We start from the raw sequence: 18,820 nt of genomic DNA, 5'->3' as shown, positions 1-18,820 counted from the left end.
ATATTATCTTATTGTTGCTTTGGGTTTTAAAGCGTGGTTTTTCGAAAGGAATAGTATAAGGCCCTTACTTTTGAAGCGTTGAAAAAACTAGCTGAAAGCGCTGCAGGGAACCACGCAGCCCTGGCCCAACTGTGGGCCCGACTACAAGCCCTTGACCTCGACGGCGGGGCTTCGCTCTCCTTCTCCCGGCGCTTGGCCCGCGACAATGGCTGGCCCGTGGATTTCGCCCACCGGGTGGTGCTGGAGTACAAGAAATTCCTCTTTCTGGCCGCTACCTGCGGGCACCCGGTCACGCCTTCCGACGAAGTGGACCAGGCTTGGCACCTGCACCTCGTCTACACCCGTTCGTATTGGGACGAGCTGTGCGGGCAGGTGTTGGGCTTCCCGCTGCACCACGGGCCCACCCGGGGCGGGGCGGCCGAGGGCCAGAAGTTTGAAGATTGGTACGCCCGCACGCTAAACTCTTACACGGCCGCTTTTGGAACCCTGCCGCCGGCCGACATCTGGCCCGAAGCAGCGGTGCGATTTGGCGAGGCGCCGCACTTTCGGCGCATCAACCTGCGGAAGCACTGGCTGCTGCCGCGGCCGCGGTGGCCGTTTCGGCGGCCCAACGGGCGTGTGGAGCTGGGGCTCCTGGCGATGCTGGGGCTGCTGGGCTGTGGCGCGCGCACGCCCCTGAACCCGCTGAACTGGTACGGACCGGAGTTTCTGACGCTGTTCTGGGGGCTGGCCCTGCTGCTGGTGCCCGTGGTGTGGTGGCTGCGGCGTGCCGGGCGCGGACCCGAAACCGACTACGCCGGCGCCCCGCTCGGCACCTACGAGCTGGTCCGCTTAAGCGGCCGCGGCCAGCTGGTGGCCGAAAACGCCATTGCTGCGCTAGTCAGCACCGGCCACGCCGAGCTAATGTCCGGGCGCCAAATCAGGCGTACCGACGCCGCCCCGCCCGCCGAGCCCTACGAGCGTACCGTGTGGGATTTGATTCGGCCGGACGGCAGCACCGAACTGGATGCGCTGCTGAAGCAGGCCGCTAACCCCAACGTAGCGGCCCTGCAAGCCCTCGATGCCGCCCTGGAAGCCAAAGGTTTGCTGCTGCCGCCAGCCCGGCGCAAGCAGCTCAATCGCATACCGCTCCTGGCGGCGCTCGGCTTGAGCCTTTTCGGTCTAGCCAAAATAGGAGTGGGCCTGCACCGGGACCGGCCCGTGGGGTTGCTGTGTGCGTCGTTGCTTGTGCTCGCCGTGCTGGCATGGAGCTACCGGACCGCCGCGGAGGCGTGGGCCACCGGCTGCGGCACGCGCCTGCTGCAGCGCTTCATCCCAGAAGTGCGTGCTGACCAAGTGGCGCAGCGCCGCAGCGGCGGCCCAGTGTCGGGGCACTTGGTGGCTGTTTCGGTGGCCTTCTTCGGGGTGGCTGAGCTGCGGAGGTGGGGCATGGGCGCAGTGGCTGCTAGCCTGGCGCCCCCACCCAGCTCAGATAGCGGCGACAGCGGCGGCTCGGGCTGCGGCAGCAGCGGCTGCGAAGGTGGCTGCGGCGGCTGTGGCGGCTGCGGCAGCTAAACATAGGGCCGGGGACCAGCCGGCAATAAGCAACCCGCTATTTTGTGAAGGAAAACAAGTAGGCAAAGGAGGCCTGAAAAGCCCGATTTCGGAAAGTAGGACCGTCCACTGTCGAGCCATTGCCGAGTTGGAAGTCGGCCCCAAGGTTGCGCAGGCCTAAGCTATAGCCCGCCTGCACCAACAGGGGACCGTGCCGATAGCCCAGGCCGCCTTGCACGCCGAAATCGAAGCGTCGGCAATAGTAGGCCTTGTCGCCGAAGGTGTTAGAGAAGTAGTCGCCCCCGGCTACTGGCCCCGAAAACTCCGAATAGCCGCCCGAGGCGGAACGCGGGGTGCGGACAGAGTAGCTGATGCCATTTGAATAGGTGCCACCAAGCAGCACCCCGGCGTAGCTGCCCGCAAAAAGGCAGAAGCCCTGGCCGTCGGCCCGCTGGTTGTAGGCCAGGTTTAGCGGCAACGTGAGGTAGTTGAGCCGGTAGGTGCTTTTGGTCACAATGATGGTGGTTTGCCCCGCACTTTCCTCGGTGTAGTTATCGTTGATGCCAAACCCTTTTTGCGAAAAGAGCAATGCGGGCTGCAGTTCCCAATGGTTCTGGCCAATGTAAGCTTGGATGCCAGCCTCAACCCCTTGGGTATGGGTGGTGGCAAAGGACCGCCTTTCGAAATACGGGGCCGTGGTCACATTCAGGCCCAGGGTGGGGCCAACGCTGACGCGCAGCTGGGCTTGGGCACGTCCCCCCGCCAAGTTTAATGCGCCGGTGAGGGCTGCCGGAAGAAATAAAAGGCGACGGTTCATAGCAGAAAGAGAAGGATGAAGCGAATTAGCAACCAGGCTGCGGCAAGGTAACAATCGGACCAGCTTAACTAATCTGCCTGAGCTTCTCGTTGCCAGTGGCACTGTTCGCCAATCACCGGGCGTACTGTCGTTGGCACTGTGGTTTCAAGGGGCCTCCAGCAACACCACCGAAGAGTACAGGAAGGTTTGGGCAAAGGCCGGCAAGTTCTTGCGGGTGCTTACCTCCATTCCCACCCCATGAAAACCAACCGCTACTTGCCTATTGCCGGCGGCCTGCTGCTCAGCCTGGCCGGCCACGCCCAGACCAAGCTGGTTACGGGCGCGCAGAAGCCCATGCCCGCTGCCGAATGGATTGATGCCGACACCGGCCACAAGGTGGTGCGCCTCACCCAACAGGATGGCGACAACGCCAGCTTTTACTTCCACAACAACCCGTTTGTGAAGGGCAAGGGCAATGAGGATTTGATGGTGATTTACCACACCGACGACCGGGGCCACCAGCTGCGCCTGCTGAACCTGAAAACCCGCCAAACCGAGCCGCTGACGCGCTACTTCAAGCAGGTGAAGGGCGAGATTGTGGGCCGCAAGCGGCGCGAGGTGTTCTACCAGGTGCAGGACACCGTGTACGCCACCAGCGTGGACAGCAAGAAAACCCGCCGCGTGTTCGTGTTCCCCGCCGATTTCAAGGCCGACATCACTTCGCTCAACGCTGATGAAACCCAGCTGGGCGGCGCCCTGGGCTCTGATGCGGAAAAGGAGATTTACCGCCAGTACCCGGCCAAGAGCGACTTCTTCAACCGCATCTACGAGGCCAAGCTGCCGCGCACGCTGTTCACGGTGAGCACCGACGGCAAGGGACGGGTCGACAAGCTATTTACCGACAATGCCTGGCTGAACCACGTGCAGTTTTCGCCCACCGACCCCGATTTGCTGATGTTTTGCCACGAGGGCCCCTGGCACAAGGTGGACCGCATCTGGCACATCAATACCAAAACTAAGGCCGTGAAGCTGGTGCACAAGCGCACGGTGGATGGCGAAATCGCGGGCCACGAGTTCTTCAGCCCCGACGGCAAAACCATCTGGTTCGACATGCAGAAGCCGCGCAGCGTCACGTTTTACCTGGGCGGCACCGACGTGAAAACCGGCCAGGAACGCGCCTACCAGATGGACCGCAACGACTGGTCCATCCACTTCAACATCTCGCCCGACCAGAAGCTTTTCGCTGGCGACGGCGGCGACGCCGGCCAGGTGGCCAAAGCCCCCGACGGCATGTGGATTAACCTTTTCCGGCCCGAAGGCGACAAGTTCCTCACCGAGCGCCTGGTGAACATGAAAGCCCACGGCTATAAGCTGGAACCCAACGTCCACTTCACGCCCGATGGCAAGTGGATTGTTTTTCGGGCCAACTTTGAGGGCTCCGAGCAGGTGTACGCCGTGGAGGTGGAGAAGAAGGCTTCCTAAAACGTCAGCAGCGCGCAGCGAAGCATCTCGCGTGCGCAACGCATTAATTTGATTGACTACTTCCCCAGCGAGATGCTTCGCTGCGCTCTGCATGACCGGCTGATGGTCGAGAGTGAAACGCACAACCCCCATGCCCCTAAAAACCACCCTCGCCGCTTGCTTTTGCGCCGCCCTGCTGCTGGCCCAGCCCGCCGCGGCCCAGAAGCTGCCCAAGAAAAAAGCCGTGCTCAAAAGCATGACGCTCACCAACGACTACTTCATGAAGAAGTGGCCGGACACGGGCAAGGAAATTGTGACCAACAAAACCCGCCCCAGCCACATCTGGACGCGTGCCGTGTACTACGAAGGCCTGATGGCCCTCTACCGCACCGACAAGCAGGCGCGCTACTACGACTACGCCGTGGACTGGGGCCAGAAGCACCAGTGGGGCATCCGCAACGGCACCACGGACCGCAATGCCGACAACCAGTGCGCCGGCCAAACCTATCTGGAACTCTACCAGATTGACCCCAAGCCCGAGCGCCTGCACGACATCAAAGCGGCCGTAGACAACATGGTGGCCAGCGAGAAAGCGGACGACTGGAACTGGATTGACGCCCTGCAAATGGCCATGCCGGTGTTTGCCAAGCTAGGCGTTATCACGAAGGACAACGCCTATTATGAGAAGATGTACGCCATCTACAACCACTCGAAAACCCGCGAGGGCGGCAACGGCCTCTACAACCCGCAGGACAAGCTGTGGTGGCGCGATAAGGATTTTGTGCCGCCCTACAAGGAGCCCAACGGCGAAGACTGCTACTGGAGCCGCGGCAACGGCTGGGTGGTGGCGGCCATGGTGCGCGTGCTGGAGGTGATGCCCAAAGACGCCCCGCACCGCGCCGAGTACGAGCAAATGTACCTGGCCATGATGCAGGCCCTGCCGCCCCTGCAGCGCCCCGACGGCTTCTGGAACGTGAGCCTGCACGATGCCAACCACTTCGGCGGCAAGGAGATGAGCGGCACCGCCCTCTTCACCTACGGCATGGCCTGGGGCCTCAACAACGGCCTGCTCGACCGCAAGCAGTACGAGCCCATCATCGCCAAAGCCTGGCAAGGCATGGTGAAGGACTGCATTCACAAAGACGGCTTCCTGGGCTACGTGCAGGGCACCGGCAAGGAGCCCAAAGACGGCCAGCCCGTGAGCTACACCAGCAAGCCCGACTTTGAAGACTACGGCCTGGGCTGCTTCCTGCTGGCCGGCAGTGAGGTTTATAAGCTGAAGTAGAACGTCATGCAGAGCGCAGCGAAGCATCTCGCGTGCCGCCACTAATTCAATCGTTGGAACTGCCTTAATTACTGCTGCACGCGAGATGCTTCGCTGCGCTCTGCATGACGTTCTTCTACATGAAACGCTCCCTCGCCCTTCTCCTCCTTGCCTCGCTCACCGCCCAGGCGCAGGCCCCCAAATGGCCCGCCATCACCCAGCAAACCAAGCCTTGGACGCGCTGGTGGTGGGAGGGCAGCGCCGTGAACAAGGCCGACCTCACTCACCTGCTCACCGAGTACCAGAAAGCCGGCCTCGGTGGCATGGAAATCACCACGATTTACGGCGTGAAGGGGGCCGAAAGCCAGTTCATCGATTTCCTTTCGCCGAAGTGGATGGACATGCTCTCGCACACGCTCACCGAGGCCAACCGGTTGGGGCTGGGCATCGACATGGCGCAGGCCTCGGGCTGGCCGTTTGGTGGCCCTTGGGTGGCGCCGGCCGATGCTTCCAAGTACGTTGCCTACAAAACATTTGAGGTGAAGGGCGGCGCCAGCCTGGCCGAGCCGGTTACGTTCATGCAGAAGCCCATTGCCAACGCCGTGGGCCACAAGGTGGACCTAAAGCAGCTTTCAGACCCCGTGGCGACCAACAAGAACCTGCAGACGCTGGCCCTCGACCAGGTGCGCTTCGAAAAGCCGCTGCCCCTGCAAACGTTGATTGCCTATTCGGACAAAGGCGAAACCCTCGACCTCACCACCAAAGTAGACCTTAAAGGCAAGCTGACCTGGACGGCTCCGGCCGGCGGCACCTGGACGCTGTACGCCCTGTTTCAGGGCTGGCACGGCAAGCAGGTGGAGCGCGCGGGCCCGGGCGGCGAAGGGGACGTCATCGACCACCTGTCCAAGCCGGCCACCGACCACTATTTGGCTTACTTCGATAAAGCCTTCAAGGGCCACGATGTAAAGCCCATTCGCGCGTTTTTCAACGACTCCTACGAGGTAGACGACGCCCAGGGCGAAGCCAACTGGACGCCGGCAATGCTGGCTGAGTTCAGCCGGCGTCGGGGCTACGACCTGCGCCAGCACCTGCCCGCGCTGTTTGGCAAAGCCAGCGAGGACGAAAACCAGCGCGTGCTGACTGACTACCGCGAAACCATCTCGGAGCTGCTGCTCGAAAACTACACCAAAACCTGGGGCGCCTGGGCCAAAACCCACGACGCCCTGATTCGCAACCAAGCCCACGGCTCGCCGGCCAACATCCTGGACTTATACGCCGCCACCGACATTCCGGAAACGGAAGGGGAGAACCTCACGCGCATCAAGTTCGCCTCGTCGGCCGCGCACGTCACGGGCAAGCCGCTGGCCTCGGCCGAAACGGCGACCTGGGAGAATGACCATTTCTTGAGCAAGCTGAGCGACATTAAAAAGGCCATCGACCGCATGCTGCTTGGGGGCGTCAACCACGTGTTTTACCACGGCACGGCCTACTCGCCGCCGGCCGCCAAGTGGCCCGGGTGGCTGTTCTACGCCGCTGTGGAGTTCAATCCGCAAAACCCGTTCTGGACGGATTTTGGCAAGCTAAACCAGTACACGGCCCGTGCCCAAAGCTTCCTGCAAGCCGGCCAGCCCAGCAACGATGTGCTGCTCTACCTGCCGCAGTCCGACGCTTACACCCGGCCGGGCAAGGTGCTGCTCCAGCACTTCGACGGCATCGAGCATGGCTTCAAAGGCATGCCCGTTGAAGGCACCAGCGAGCTACTGTTGGCCAAGGGCTACGGCTACGATTTCATTTCCGACAAGCAGGTGCAGCAGGTGAAAAACGACGGCGCCGCCCTGCTCACCAGCGGCGGCGCCCGCTACCAAACGTTGCTCGTGCCCGACGCCCACCTCATGCCGCTGCTCACGCTGGAAAGCCTGCTGCGCCTGGCCCAGAACGGCGCCACCATCGTGCTGCAAAACCAGGCACCCGCCGACGTGCCCGGCCTCGGCAACCTCGAAAACCGCCGCGTCAACTTCCAGAAGCTGCTGGCCCAGTTCAAATTCAAAGACGCCAAAGACGGTGTGCGCCAAGCCACCGTGGGCAAGGGACGCGTGCTGCTAGGCGCCGACGTGAGCCAGCTGCTGACCCAAGCCGGCGTGAAGCGCGAAACACTGGTGGACAATGGATTGGAATTCATTCGCCGCCGCCACGAGGGCGGCCATACCTACTTCCTGGCCAACTGGGGCGAGAAGCCCGTGGCCGCCTGGGTGCCGCTGGCCACCGCCGCCAAATCGGCCACTCTCTTCAACCCCATGACCGAGCAGGCCGGGCTGGCCACCTTACGCCCCACAGCCCAGGGCACTCCCGAAGTGTACGTGCAGCTGGCGCCCGGCGAAACCTGCCTGCTAGACACCAACGAGGCCACCGCCACCGGCCCGGTATATCCCTACCTTACCCTCACCGCCACGCCCCAGGCCCTCTCCACGCCCTGGGACCTTAGCTTCGTTTCGGGCGGCCCCGAACTGCCGGCCAAGCAGCAGCTCAAGGAATTGACTTCGTGGACGAACTTGGGCGAGGCCGGCAAGAAGTTCTCGGGCGCGGCCAGCTACACCACCACCTTCGCCCTGCCGCAAGGCACCGCCGACGGCTTCCTGCTCGACCTGGGCCGCGTGGCCCAGAGCGCCCGCGTGCAGCTCAACGGCCAGCCCGTGGCCACGCTGCTGGGCCCGGCCTACCAGGTGTACCTGCCCAAAAACCAGCTCAAGGCCAGCAACACCCTCACCGTGACGGTAAGCAACCTGATGGCCAACCGCATTGAGGACCTGGACCGCAACCACGTCGACTGGAAGATTTTCTACAATACCAACATGCCCGCCAAGCTTAAGGAAAACCGCGGCCCCGACGGCCTCTTCACCACCGAGGGCTGGAAGCCGCTGGAGTCGGGTCTGCTGGGGCCGGTCACGCTCACGCCGGCGTCGGTAGGCGCCCCGGTGCAGTAGATTTTAGTTATTAGTTGCTCGTTGTCAGTTGTTAGGAAGACCTAAGACTGTATGAGTAACTGACAACTGACAACGAGCAACTGACAACTAAAGAATATGGAAGAAATAGCCTTCACCATGAAGCTCAAGCCCGGCGTGGCCGCCGAGTACGAGCGCCGCCACGACGAAATCTGGCCCGAACTGTCGGCCCTGCTACACGAAGCGGGCATCCGCGACTATTCCATCTACCTCGATGCCGCCAGCGGCATCCTGTTTGCGGTGCAGAAGCGCCTGCCCGGCCACTCTTCCGACGACCTGCCGCGCACCGAAATCATGCAGCGCTGGTGGGCCTACATGGGCGACTTGATGGAAACCAACCCCGATAATTCCCCGGTGGTGCAGCCCCTGGCGCGGGTGTTCCACATGGACTGAAGACTGCTGCAAATTTTCTGCGAATAGCAGGAGGGTGCGGGAAGGTTTGGAGTAGATGAATAGGCAGATTTGTACTGTGAGTGATTTACAACCTGACGGGTGCGCGGCAGGATGGAAAAAGATTGGGTGGGAGTCCTCTTTCAGCCGTTTCCGCCGTGTGCCCCGTCAGAGTTGTCACTTCGCCAGATTCCCGTGCGGTTGTGCAGGCAAGCCCTGCTGAATGAGGCAGCGCCCATTCAATCCGCCTCCTACTGGTGAGAAACAGCATCCGAAGCGGCCTGCCTGCCAGCTTCCCGCTTAAATGAAAAAGTGAGTTTTAGTGAAACAATAAATACGAAGAGGCGGCCTCCACTGGGGGCCGCTTCTTTTTTTGCTGTTTCCGCTAAGCCGGATGAAACTAGCCGCCTATAAAGTGCTGGGAATTGATTGAGTAATCTGGAAAGCGCAGTGCGTCGAAGTGGTTTTGCCTCAGTATATGAGGCAGTTAGCTATTTAGGTAAAGGACGCCGCGGCGGCAGAGCTACTGGTTTAAGGCCATGTTTCAGCCTCAGGGGCGCTAAGTGAAGATGTCGCATTTGTACAATTGAATATATTAAATATATAATATATTTGTTTATACAAAGAAGGAGGCACCGGCTGGATGAGCTCAGAGCCGGGGCCTGCTATCGGCCTGTCCTTGCAAGTGGTGGCGTCTGCCCGCCAATGTTCACCCGCCCTGCTTGAATGCCTCCCGGTTTCGCGCCTGAGCGAATCGGTGGGAGTTGCGCGCAATTGCTGCTGGAGGCGCCTTCTGGTGCTGGGCGCGCGGCTGCCTGCCGGAAAAGGGCTGTCCGGGAGAAGCCTGCTTTCTCATTTTTTATCCTGCACGACATGAAACACCTTGTATTTTCATCCGGTCGCCCCTGTTCAGGTGTTGCGGCGGGGGGACGCCTGCTGCTGGCTGTGCTGGTGGCGTTGCTACTGGGGGCTGGCACTGCCACGGCCCAGATTACGGCGGATTACCACGACGGCAACCCCGCCGACTGGGCCAATTTCACCACAATTTACCCCATCCACGCCTACTCGCTCGACTTGGCCAATGCGGCGGGCAACGTGGACAACCAGTTCACGCAGGGCTCGAAAGACGGCAACCTGCTCACGGATTGGCACTGGAGCAACGGCAGCGCCAACGCCAAAGGCGACATTACCAACGCCGGGGCGCTGCTCACAGGGCCCAACAACACCATCATGCGCTTCTTTGGCGACCGCACTTCCGACAACGGCGACGCGTCCATTGGCTTCTGGTTTTTCACCACCCCGGTCAGTGTGAATGCCAACGGGAATTTCAACGGGGTGCACGCCAACGGCGACCTGCTGATTCTGAGTGATTTTACCAGCGGCGGCACCACGCCCACCATCAGCGTGTACCGCTGGAACAACGGCGCCCTGGTGCAGCTGCCGGCCAACAATGCCCTGTATGCCGCCAACGTGAACCACGTGACCTACCCCGCGCCGGCGGGCTTCACCTACCGGGCCAGCAACGGCAGCCTCGACTACGCGCCCAACCTGTTTTACGAAGGCGCCATCGACCTGGCCGGGATGAACATTGCCAGCTGCTTTTCCTATTTCCTGGTTGAAACCCGCAACTCGCAGTCCATCACGGCTTCGCTGCAGGATTTTACTTCCGGCACCTTCAACGCGCTGCCGCCCACGCCCGAGGCCACCGTGGTGCAGCCCTCCTGCACCGTGACCACCGGCACCCTGAACGTCACCGACCCCGTGCTGGGCTACGTATACACCCTCACCGGCACCAAGCCTGTGCGGGCCGCAGTGAGCAATACGACGGGCATTTTTGCCGGCACGCTGCCAGGGGACTACAGCTTGGTGGCGGCCCAGCGCACCTGCCTTTCCGGCGCCCGCTCCGTTACGGTAAACCCGCAGCCGCTCACGCCCGCCGCGCCCTCGCTGGACAAAGTGGACCCCACTTGCACCGTGAGCACGGGCACGGTCACCATCACCTCAGCCACCACGGGCCTCACCTTCAGCTTGGACAATGGCACTTACGCGGCTTATCCGGCCGGGGGCTATACAGGTCAGGCAGCGGGCCCGCATACCGTAACGTCGAAAAACGGCGACGGGTGTATTTCGGCGGTGGCTTCCATCTCGATTGGCGCCCAGCCGCCCACACCGGCCACGCCCACTTTGGGCAAAGCGGACCCCACCTGCACCCTAAGCACCGGCACCGTGACGGTGACCTCGGCCACGGCGGGGCTGCAATTTAAGCTCGATGCCGGCAGCTTTGCTGCCTATCCGGCCGGGGGCTACACGGGCCTGGCCGCTGGCCCGCACACCGTAACAGCCAAAAACACCGACGGCTGCGTTTCGCCGGCGGCATCCATCACCCTCAATGCCCAGCCGCCCACGCCCACTACCCCCACGCTGGGCAAAGTGGACCCCACCTGCGCCGTAAGCACGGGCACGGTCACCATCACCTCGGGCACTACGGGCCTTACGTTCAGCTTGGATAACGGCACTTACGCGGCTTATCCGGCCGGGGGCTACACAGGTCAGGCAGCGGGCCCGCATACCGTCACGGCCAAGAATAGCGACGGCTGCATTTCGCCGGCGGCTTCTATTACCATCAGTGCGCAGCCCGCTACCCCCGCGCGGCCGGTGGTTACCATCCAGGAAGCCACCCTGTGCGGCCCCCTGACGGCGCCGAAGCTGACCGTAAGCTGCCCCCTCACGGGCTACACCTACACCGTGACCCAGACCGGGGTGGCGGGCTCGCAGACTGCGGTGTACGGCGGCTCCGGCGCGCTGGAGTTCACGCTGCAAGCCGGCAAGGGCTTCAGCATCACCACCACCAGCCCCGCGGGCAGCGGCGGCTGCACCTCGGCGGCCACCAATTGCAGCAACTACACCCTCAATGCCTGCCCGGTGTCGAATTTCTCCGTGTCTGCCCCGTCGACAGTGAGCTCCTCGCTGAGAGACATTGAAACGCAAGCCTACCCCAACCCGACCAGCCACGACGCCACCATCAACTTTGTGGTGCCCCAGCGCGGTCACGTCGTCCTGACGGTATACAACGCCATGGGTGCGCGCATTGCCACACTTTTCGATGGCGAATCGCAGGCTGGCGAAGCCCATTCTGTGGTGCTGAGGGGCGCGTTGCTGGCCTCCGGTACTTATTACTACAAAGTGACTGCCAACGGCAAAACCAAAACCAGCCGCGTCCTGCTGGTGAAGTAGCACTGGGCTGATTCTGAAACGCAAAATCCCCGCTCCACTTGGGCGGGGATTTTTGCGAAAAGCTTAAGGCTCCTGGTTTAATACAGCAGCACCACTAGGCTGCGCGCCCCGTGCGCCCCAATCACCAGCGACTGCTCAATGTCGGCCGTTTTGGACGGCCCGGCTACGAATTTGCCGTAGCCGCCCGTATCGGGCAGCTGCGCGTAGGCCTGGTGCATGGTGGCCACAATGCGCCGTTGGTCGAGCACCAGTGCGAGGTGCTGCGTGATGGTGGGCAGCGCCCGGTGCAGCATATTGGCCTCGGGCAGCCACACGCAGCCGTTTTCGGCCACCCCGATTTCGCCCGGCAACACCGCTAGGTCAATTTCGGCCAGAATGCTCGTGGGCGTCTCCCTATCCACCGGCACCGTGCCACGGAAGAGGGGAGAGGCCACGTGGCGCGCTTCGGGAAACAGCTGCTGCAGCGTGGCCTCCAATTCTTCCGGCCCGCCCATGCGCACCACGGTACCGCCGATGCCCGCCAGCACGGTCGTAAACCGTTCCACGGTGGCCTCACCGCCAAAATCGGGCACGGTGGGCAATGGCAGTTCGGCCGGCTTGTTGGCCTTGGCAGCGGCTAAAATTCGTTCGCGGGAAGTGGTGCTCATGCGGAAGTCTGGGATGGGGCGGGCTGGGCGGCGGGCTGTTTGGCGTACCACTCGCGGAAGCTTTGCTTGGGCGCCTCGGGCAACTCGCGGGCCACGGCCCAGGCGTTCATAGAAGGGGCGTGGGTGAGGCCGTGCGGCAGCAGGCGCAGGGCCTTGCGCGCAAACTGCCCGCCCAACCCATACACCCGCGTGCTGGCCAGCACCCGGCCCATGAATTTCATGCTCCACTTCTTTGAGGCCGGGATTTCGTTGGCCTCGCCCAGCACCTGCCGCCACTTGTAGAGCTGGGTGTGAATGTCGATTTTCACCGGGCACACGTCGGTGCACGAGCCGCACAGCGTGCTGGCAAACGGCAGCGAGGCGTGCTTTTTCATGTCGATGTTGGGCGACAGGATGGCGCCAATCGGGCCGGGCACGGTGAAGTCGTAGCTGTGCCCGCCGCTGCGCCGGTAGACCGGGCAGGTGTTCATGCAGGCCCCGCAGCGGATGCATTTGAGCGAAGCCCGGAAGTCGGGCCGCCCCAGCTGCTGCGTGCGCCCGTTGTCAACAATAACGATGTGCATCTCCTTGCCCGGCGCGGGCTTGGCGAAGTGCGAGGTGTACGTCGTCACCGGCTGCCCCGTGGCGCTGCGCGCCAGCAGTCGCGTGAACACGCCCAGGTCGCTCAGCCGGGGAATAATCTTCTCAATGCCCATCGCCGCGATGTGCACCCGGGCCAGGTTCACGCCCAAATCGGCGTTGCCCTCGTTGGTGCACACCACCACGGCGCCGGTTTCGGCAATGGCGAAGTTGACGCCCGAAATGGCTACTTCGCCCGCAATGAACTTGGCCCGCAAGTGCTGCCGCGCTGCCTCAGTCAGGCGCTGCGGGTCACTCTCGCCCTTGGTCGTGCCCAAGTGGGTGTGGAAGGTGTCGCCCACGTCCTCCTTTTTCAAGTGAATAGCGGGCAGCACGATGTGGCTCGGTGGCTCGTCACGGAACTGAATGATGCGCTCGCCCAAATCCGTGTCCACCACCTCAATGCCGTGCTGCATTAGGTAGGGGTTCAGGTGGCATTCCTCGGTGAGCATCGACTTGCTCTTGACGATGCGCGTGGCGCCGGCTTTCCGGGTGATGTCGAGGATAATGGCGTTGTGCTCGGCCGCATCGGCAGCCCAGTGCACGTGCACGCCATTGGCCTGCGCCGCGGCCTCAAACTCCTGCAAATACAGGTCGAGCCGGCTCAGGGTGTGGTTTTTGATGCCGGACGCCAACTCCCGCAGTTCCTGAAACTCGGGCACGCCATACACGGCCCGGTCGCGCTTCTCCCGCACGAACCACAGGGTTTCGTCGTGCCAGGTGGTGCGGTCGGCATCCAGCAAGAATTTATCGGCGCGAATGGCGTGGGACATGAGGCGGGGTAGTGGTTTGGGGGCTGGCGGATTGCGGGGGGTGAAGGTGGAAATTCTGTCATCCTGAGCGCAGTGAAGGACCTTATCACCGAAGAACTATTTGCAGTAATTCAAATTGCGCAGCCGTGATAAGGTCCTTCACTGCGCTCAGGATGACAGGTGCTTTCAGGCTACTACCCCATTCAAAATCTCGGCCGCGTGCATCACCTTAATGGGCAGCTTGGCGCGGCGCACGATGCCTTCGAGGTGCATCAGGCACGACATGTCGCTGCCGGTGAGCACCTGCGTGCCGTTGCGCACGTGGTCGGCCACACGGTCCTGGCCCATGCGGGCCGAGATGCCGGCCTCGCTCACGCAGAACGTGCCGCCGAAGCCGCAGCATTCGTCATTCCGGTTCAGCTGGGTGAGCTCAATGCCGTCGAGGGAGCGCAGCAGGCGGCTGAGCTGCCCGTCGCGCACGGGCGTCATCTCCGATTCATTGGCTTGGTGCAGGCCGCGCTGGCCGTGGCAGCTCAGGTGCAGGCCCACCTTATGGGGAAAGGCGCCGGGCAGCGCGTCCACTTTCAGCACGGTGCTGATGAAGTCGATGAGGTCGTAGGCCGCGCTGCGCACATGCTGTACATCGGCGGTCTGGTCGAGCTTGTCGAAGTGCTTGCGGACGTGGTACACGCAGCTGCCTGAGGGGGCCACCACGTAGTCGTAGTCGCTGAATGTTTCGACGAAGTGCTTGTAAATGGGCAGCGCGTCGCGCTCGCAACCGCTATTGGCCAGGGGCTGGCCGCAGCAGGTTTGCTGAGCGGGGAAGTGCGCCTGCACGCCCAGCTTCTCCAGCAGCTGCAGCGTGGCAATGCCGACCTGCGGGTAGAACTGGTCGATGTAGCACGGGACGAATAGGGCAACTTTCATTCTTGTTTTCTAGCGTATTCGGGCGTGAGGTACCTTAGAACGTCATGCCGAGTGCAGCCGAGGCATCTCGCGTGTGGCAGTAATCAAAATCGTTGTCTCGATTGGATTCCGTTACGCACGCGAGATGCTTCGGCTGCGCTCGGCATGACCATTCGGTATTGTTCAACTTCAAACCGTTCGGCCCGGCACCGCCACCAGCGGCATGTCATCCTCATCCGTAAACAGCGGCTGCGTTTTCTTCAGCGCCTCGCCCTGCTCCAGGTGCACCAGAGCGCCCAGCGCGGTGGCCTGCGGCACTTCCAGCGTGCGGATTTCCGCCTTCGGGAAGTTCCAGCTCAGCGTTTGCATGAAGAGCGGGTTGCGGGCAAAACCACCATCTACGAAGATGGTTTTCTCGCCCTGCCACACTAGGTGGATGGATTCGAGCAGGATGTTAATCAGCCCGTGCATGAGGTGCTGGTAGGCATCCGAGGCGGTGCGGAAGCCGCTCAAGTCCCACTCCTCGGCTGGCTGGTCGGGGAAGGGGCCGGTGCCGGCCATGCAGGCGGGGCGGAAGCCCGCGGAGGCCTCATCGTAGGGCCGGGCCAGCACGATGGAGCGGTAAAAATCGGGCTTGACGTGGAAATGGGCGGCAATGCGCTCCACCTGGTAGTCGTGCTCGCGGCCCAGAAACACGCGGGCGGCCCGGGTGGCCTCGCCGCGGGGCGTCATGAAGCTGAGGCAGTCGCGTCGCAGCAGCTCCGGCGTCAGCGGCTGGCTGTTGAAGGGGTTGATGGTGACCGACCAGGTGCCAGTGGATACCAGCACGAAGGGTTCGTCATTTTCGGCCAGATAAGGCATCACGGCCGAGGTGCTGTCGTGCAAACCCACGCCCACCATGATGCCATCCACCACCGAGGCGATGGAGTCGCGGGTGAGGGGCGCCAGCTTCTCGTCGATGCCCTCGCGGTACACCCACTCGTGGTAGTCGCCGCGCTTGTAGTCCCACAGCGCCGTGTGGCAGCCAATGGAAGTGAAGTCGCTAAATTTCTCGCCCGAAATGAGGTAGGAGAGGTAGTTCGGCAGGTGCAGCGAGGTGTGAATCTGGGCGAACTTCTCCGGCTTGGCGTACTTCAGCCAGTACAGTTGCAGGCCCGAGTTCAGCAAACCCAGGCGCGGCGAGCAGGTGTCGGCCGCAAACTCCTCGGGCGACTGGCTCAGCTCTGCGTAGAACTTGGCCTCGATGTCAGCCGGCATGGGCTTGAGGTAATTGTAGAGCGGTAGCATGGGCTGACCATCGGCTCCGAGGTGCACCCAACTGGCGCCGTAGGCAGTGAAGTTCACGCCCTTCACGGTGTAGTGCGGGTGTTGGCGCAGCTGCTTCCAGTGGTCGAGTACCCACTCCGTGAGGCGGGGCAGGTGGTCGCACACGAAGCCGTCGTCGTCCAGCACATCGGTGCACACGTGCAGCTCCTCGTTGATAATCTGCTGGTCCTCATCAAAGAGAATCAACTTCTTATTGGTCTTGCCGATGTCAAAAACGGCGTAGACGGTTTTTTTGATGGTTGGATTCATAGCCCCGTCGATACGCTGTGTTTGCCGCGCTGCTGAATGAGTTTCTCGCGCACGCTTTCGGCGCGGAAGGCGGCCAGAGGCCGGATGGCGCCGCCGGCACGCAGATAGGCTTCCGATACCAGCGGGCGCACGTCGGTGAGAAAGGCATCGCGCAGAATTTCCTCGGCGCGCACCACGTCGTTGGCGTCCTGGGCTTCGGCCAGGGCCTCGCGGTCCACCAGCAGGGCTTTGGCGTAGGCCGAGAGGATGTTGTCGACCGATTGCAGGAGGTCTTCCAGCGGGTCTTTCACGTTGTGGCTGGCGTCAATCATGTAGGCCACGGCCTCGGCGGGCACCGAATGGTCGAGGGCGGCGTCTACCAGCTCGTTGAAAATTAGAAACAGCTGAAAGGGCTTAATGCTGCCGGTCGTCAGGTCGTCGTCGCCGTACATCGAACCGTTAAAGTGGAAGCCGCCCAGGCGGCCGAACTGCCGCAGGCGGCCCACAATCTGCTCGATGTTAGTGTTGGGCAGGTGGTGGCCGAGGTCAACCAGCACCTGCGCCTGCTTCCCCAAAGCCTGGCACAAGGCCAGTGAGGTGCCCCAATCGGGAATCACCATCGAGTAGAAGTTGGGCTCGTAGGGCTTGTATTCCACCAGCATGGTCCAGTCCGAAGGCATGGCCTCATAGATGGCCGCCAGCGACTCCTGCGTGCGTAGAAACGCGCGGCGCAGGTGCGACTGCCCGGGGAAGTTGGAGCCGTCGGCCAACCACACGGTCAGCGTCTTGGCGTCGAGCTGTTGGCCGTAGCGCACGCAGTCGATGTTGTGCTGAATGGCCTGCTCGCGCACCGCCTTGTCGGTGTGGCTAAGCGAGCCAAATTTGTAGGACAACGGCTGGTCTTTCTGGTCCTGAAAGGTGTTGGAGTTCACCGAATCAATCACCAAACCTTTCTCCTTCAGCAGCTGCTGCAAGCTGGCAATGTCCTGCGGAATGTCCCAAGGAATGTGCAGCGAAATGGAGTTCGACGAGCGGTTCAGCGCCTGCAGAATGCCCACGTCGCTGATTTTGTCTTCCAGCGTAGCGGGCTCGCCGCCGGCCGCAAAACGGCCGAAGCGGGTGCCGCCCGTGCCCAGCGCCCAGCTCGGAATAGCCACCTGAAAATCAATCAGCTTCTGCACCACGGCGGCCACATCGGCGTGACGCAGACGCGGCGACTCGGCCGTGTACTGAAACTGGGTTTGGTGCTCGGCCAGCAGCGGCTGGTTGAGTTCGGCGAGGCGTTGGTCAGAGAACATAATAGGCTATAGGAGTTAGGTCCGGTGTTGGTTGGGTAGATACAAATTACCCGCTCCCCAAAGCGCGAACTGTTCTGGGCTCTCCTGTTTTTGGCTGCGGAAAGTGGGGACAGGCTAGTTATTAGAACGTCATGCCGAGCGCAGCCGAGGCATCTCGCGTGTGGTAGTAACTCAATCGTTCAATGATTGTGATTACTTCGGCACGCGAGATGCCTCGGCTGCGCTCGGCATGACGTTCTGGCTACGGCCTTACAACGACCCCCGCCGAATCGTGTAAAACGGGTTCTTCACCTTCACACGCTGCTTCTCCAGCAGCAGGGTGGCGGCGGTTTTGCCCATGGCCACGAAGTCGGTGGTAATCACCGTCATGTTCAGCAGCTCCTTCAGGGGCGTTTCGTTGAAGGAAATGATGCCGACCTCGCGGCCCAGCAGGTAGCTGGTCTGGCGGATTTTTTTCACCAGCTCCACTAGGTCGGTTTCGCGGATTACCACGTAGGCGGTACCGGCCTGCACCACTTCGTTCTTGGCATTCTCAACCACCGCAAATTCCTTGTTGCGCATCAGGCAGAAGGAGCGGAAACCCCAGGGCAACTCTTCCGGGTGGTTGGCGTCGGAGGGTAATACCAGCACCAGGCGCGAGTACTTTTCGAGCAGGTCTTCGGAGCTTTCCAGGGCGTTGAAAATGTCCTTGTCGAAGTCTTGGAAAACGCGTAGACAGTCGTGAGTCAGCTCCGGAATGTCCTTGTCGAGCAGCACTAATTCCTGACTGGGAATGGTGTTGAGAATGGCCCGCGACTGCTCCTTGGGCGTGTCCAGGGTGAAGTGTGGCATCACCACGTAGTAGTTGTACTTGCCGAGGTTCTTCTCGATGATTTCCTGAAACAGGTTCACGTTGTAGTGGTGAATCTGCAGGTCGACGGTGGCGCGGTCGCCGAGGGTTTCGAGGAAAGCGTAGTAGATTTCTTTCTTGTAGGAGCTCAGCTTGTTGAAAACCAGCAGAATCTTCAGCTTTGAGGTGTCGCTGGCTTCCACGTAGTAGCCTTTGCCCTGCACCGAGGTAATGAAGCCCCGCTCGCGCAACTCGCGGTAGGCCTTTTCGACAGTGTCGCGGGCCAGGTAGTGCTCCACGCTCAGCTCGCTGATGCTGGGCAGGTGGTCGCCGTTTTTCAGCACGCCACGCTCAATATCCATGATGACCGATTGCACAATCTGCTTGTACTTCGGCGTTTTATCGAGGGGCTTTAGTTGAAGTTGGTACATCCCGGAGGTGGTGGGCAAGGCAGGTGATTTCATGCTTTTCTACTAAGGGAAACCCGGTTGGAAGCGGCGAAATTCAGCAGCGCAAAAGAGGAAGTGGGAGAGGAGAAA

General features: G+C 61.8%; 13 protein-coding genes. 6 read left to right on the top strand and 7 right to left on the bottom strand.

Annotated features, from left to right (window positions below):
- Window positions 1–78 precede the first annotated feature (78 nt).
- The gene (locus tag I2I01_RS05805; protein WP_196285455.1) at window positions 79–1,554 is read left to right on the top strand and encodes a TIGR04222 domain-containing membrane protein; all 1,476 of its coding nucleotides are present in this window, start codon (window positions 79–81) and stop codon (window positions 1,552–1,554) included.
- Between the two features lie 37 nt (window positions 1,555–1,591).
- Here the strand turns inward: I2I01_RS05805 and I2I01_RS05800 are convergent, their stop codons facing one another.
- Entirely contained in the window at window positions 1,592–2,350 is a 759-nt protein-coding gene (locus tag I2I01_RS05800) for a porin family protein (RefSeq protein ID WP_196285454.1), read from the bottom strand.
- 237 nt (window positions 2,351–2,587) lie between these two features.
- On the opposite strand from I2I01_RS05800, the gene I2I01_RS05795 reads away from it, so the two are divergent.
- The 5 genes from I2I01_RS05795 to I2I01_RS05775 all read left to right on the top strand — a co-directional run bounded on the left by I2I01_RS05795 (window position 2,588) and on the right by I2I01_RS05775 (window position 11,677).
- On the top strand, window positions 2,588–3,811 hold the full coding sequence (locus I2I01_RS05795; protein WP_196285453.1) for an oligogalacturonate lyase family protein: 1,224 nt from the start codon (window positions 2,588–2,590) through the stop codon (window positions 3,809–3,811).
- Between the two features lie 130 nt (window positions 3,812–3,941).
- On the top strand, window positions 3,942–5,075 hold the full coding sequence (locus tag I2I01_RS05790) for a glycoside hydrolase family 88/105 protein (RefSeq protein WP_196285452.1): 1,134 nt from the start codon (window positions 3,942–3,944) through the stop codon (window positions 5,073–5,075).
- 119 nt (window positions 5,076–5,194) lie between these two features.
- Window positions 5,195–8,035, top strand: coding sequence for a glycosyl hydrolase (locus I2I01_RS05785; protein WP_196285451.1), 2,841 nt, complete (start codon window positions 5,195–5,197; stop codon window positions 8,033–8,035).
- Window positions 8,036–8,131: 96 nt separating this feature from the next.
- The gene (rhaM, locus tag I2I01_RS05780; protein WP_196285450.1) at window positions 8,132–8,446 is read left to right on the top strand and encodes an L-rhamnose mutarotase; all 315 of its coding nucleotides are present in this window, start codon (window positions 8,132–8,134) and stop codon (window positions 8,444–8,446) included.
- 870 nt (window positions 8,447–9,316) lie between these two features.
- Window positions 9,317–11,677 (top strand): T9SS type A sorting domain-containing protein, encoded by a 2,361-nt coding sequence (locus I2I01_RS05775; protein ID WP_196285449.1) that lies wholly within the window; start codon window positions 9,317–9,319, stop codon window positions 11,675–11,677.
- 77 nt (window positions 11,678–11,754) lie between these two features.
- Here the strand turns inward: I2I01_RS05775 and I2I01_RS05770 are convergent, their stop codons facing one another.
- From I2I01_RS05770 to I2I01_RS05745, 6 genes are all read right to left on the bottom strand, one after another.
- A complete protein-coding gene (locus I2I01_RS05770; RefSeq protein ID WP_196285448.1) occupies window positions 11,755–12,324 on the bottom strand; it encodes a LutC/YkgG family protein in 570 nt (189 codons plus the stop codon).
- A complete protein-coding gene (locus I2I01_RS05765; protein ID WP_196285447.1) occupies window positions 12,321–13,715 on the bottom strand; it encodes a lactate utilization protein B in 1,395 nt (464 codons plus the stop codon). Before I2I01_RS05765 ends, I2I01_RS05770 begins: the two co-directional genes overlap by 4 nt.
- Window positions 13,716–13,880: 165 nt before the next feature.
- Entirely contained in the window at window positions 13,881–14,621 is a 741-nt protein-coding gene (locus tag I2I01_RS05760; protein WP_196285446.1) for a (Fe-S)-binding protein, read from the bottom strand.
- Window positions 14,622–14,789: 168 nt separating this feature from the next.
- Complete coding sequence (locus tag I2I01_RS05755; RefSeq protein WP_196285445.1) at window positions 14,790–16,175, bottom strand: FGGY-family carbohydrate kinase; 1,386 nt, start codon at window positions 16,173–16,175, stop codon at window positions 14,790–14,792.
- Complete coding sequence (locus I2I01_RS05750) at window positions 16,172–17,455, bottom strand: TIM barrel protein (protein ID WP_394369263.1); 1,284 nt, start codon at window positions 17,453–17,455, stop codon at window positions 16,172–16,174. The genes I2I01_RS05755 and I2I01_RS05750 overlap by 4 nt, the downstream gene beginning before the upstream one ends.
- Window positions 17,456–17,701: 246 nt before the next feature.
- Window positions 17,702–18,745, bottom strand: a complete 1,044-nt coding sequence (locus I2I01_RS05745) for a GntR family transcriptional regulator (RefSeq protein ID WP_211537833.1) — start codon at window positions 18,743–18,745, stop codon at window positions 17,702–17,704.
- Window positions 18,746–18,820: the final 75 nt, after the last annotated feature.

This window comes from Hymenobacter properus (genome assembly GCF_015694735.1).
In the GTDB taxonomy this organism is placed as follows: domain Bacteria; phylum Bacteroidota; class Bacteroidia; order Cytophagales; family Hymenobacteraceae; genus Hymenobacter; species Hymenobacter properus.
Note: the sequence above shows the minus strand (reverse complement) of the source record. Positions and strands in the feature narration are given on the sequence as shown.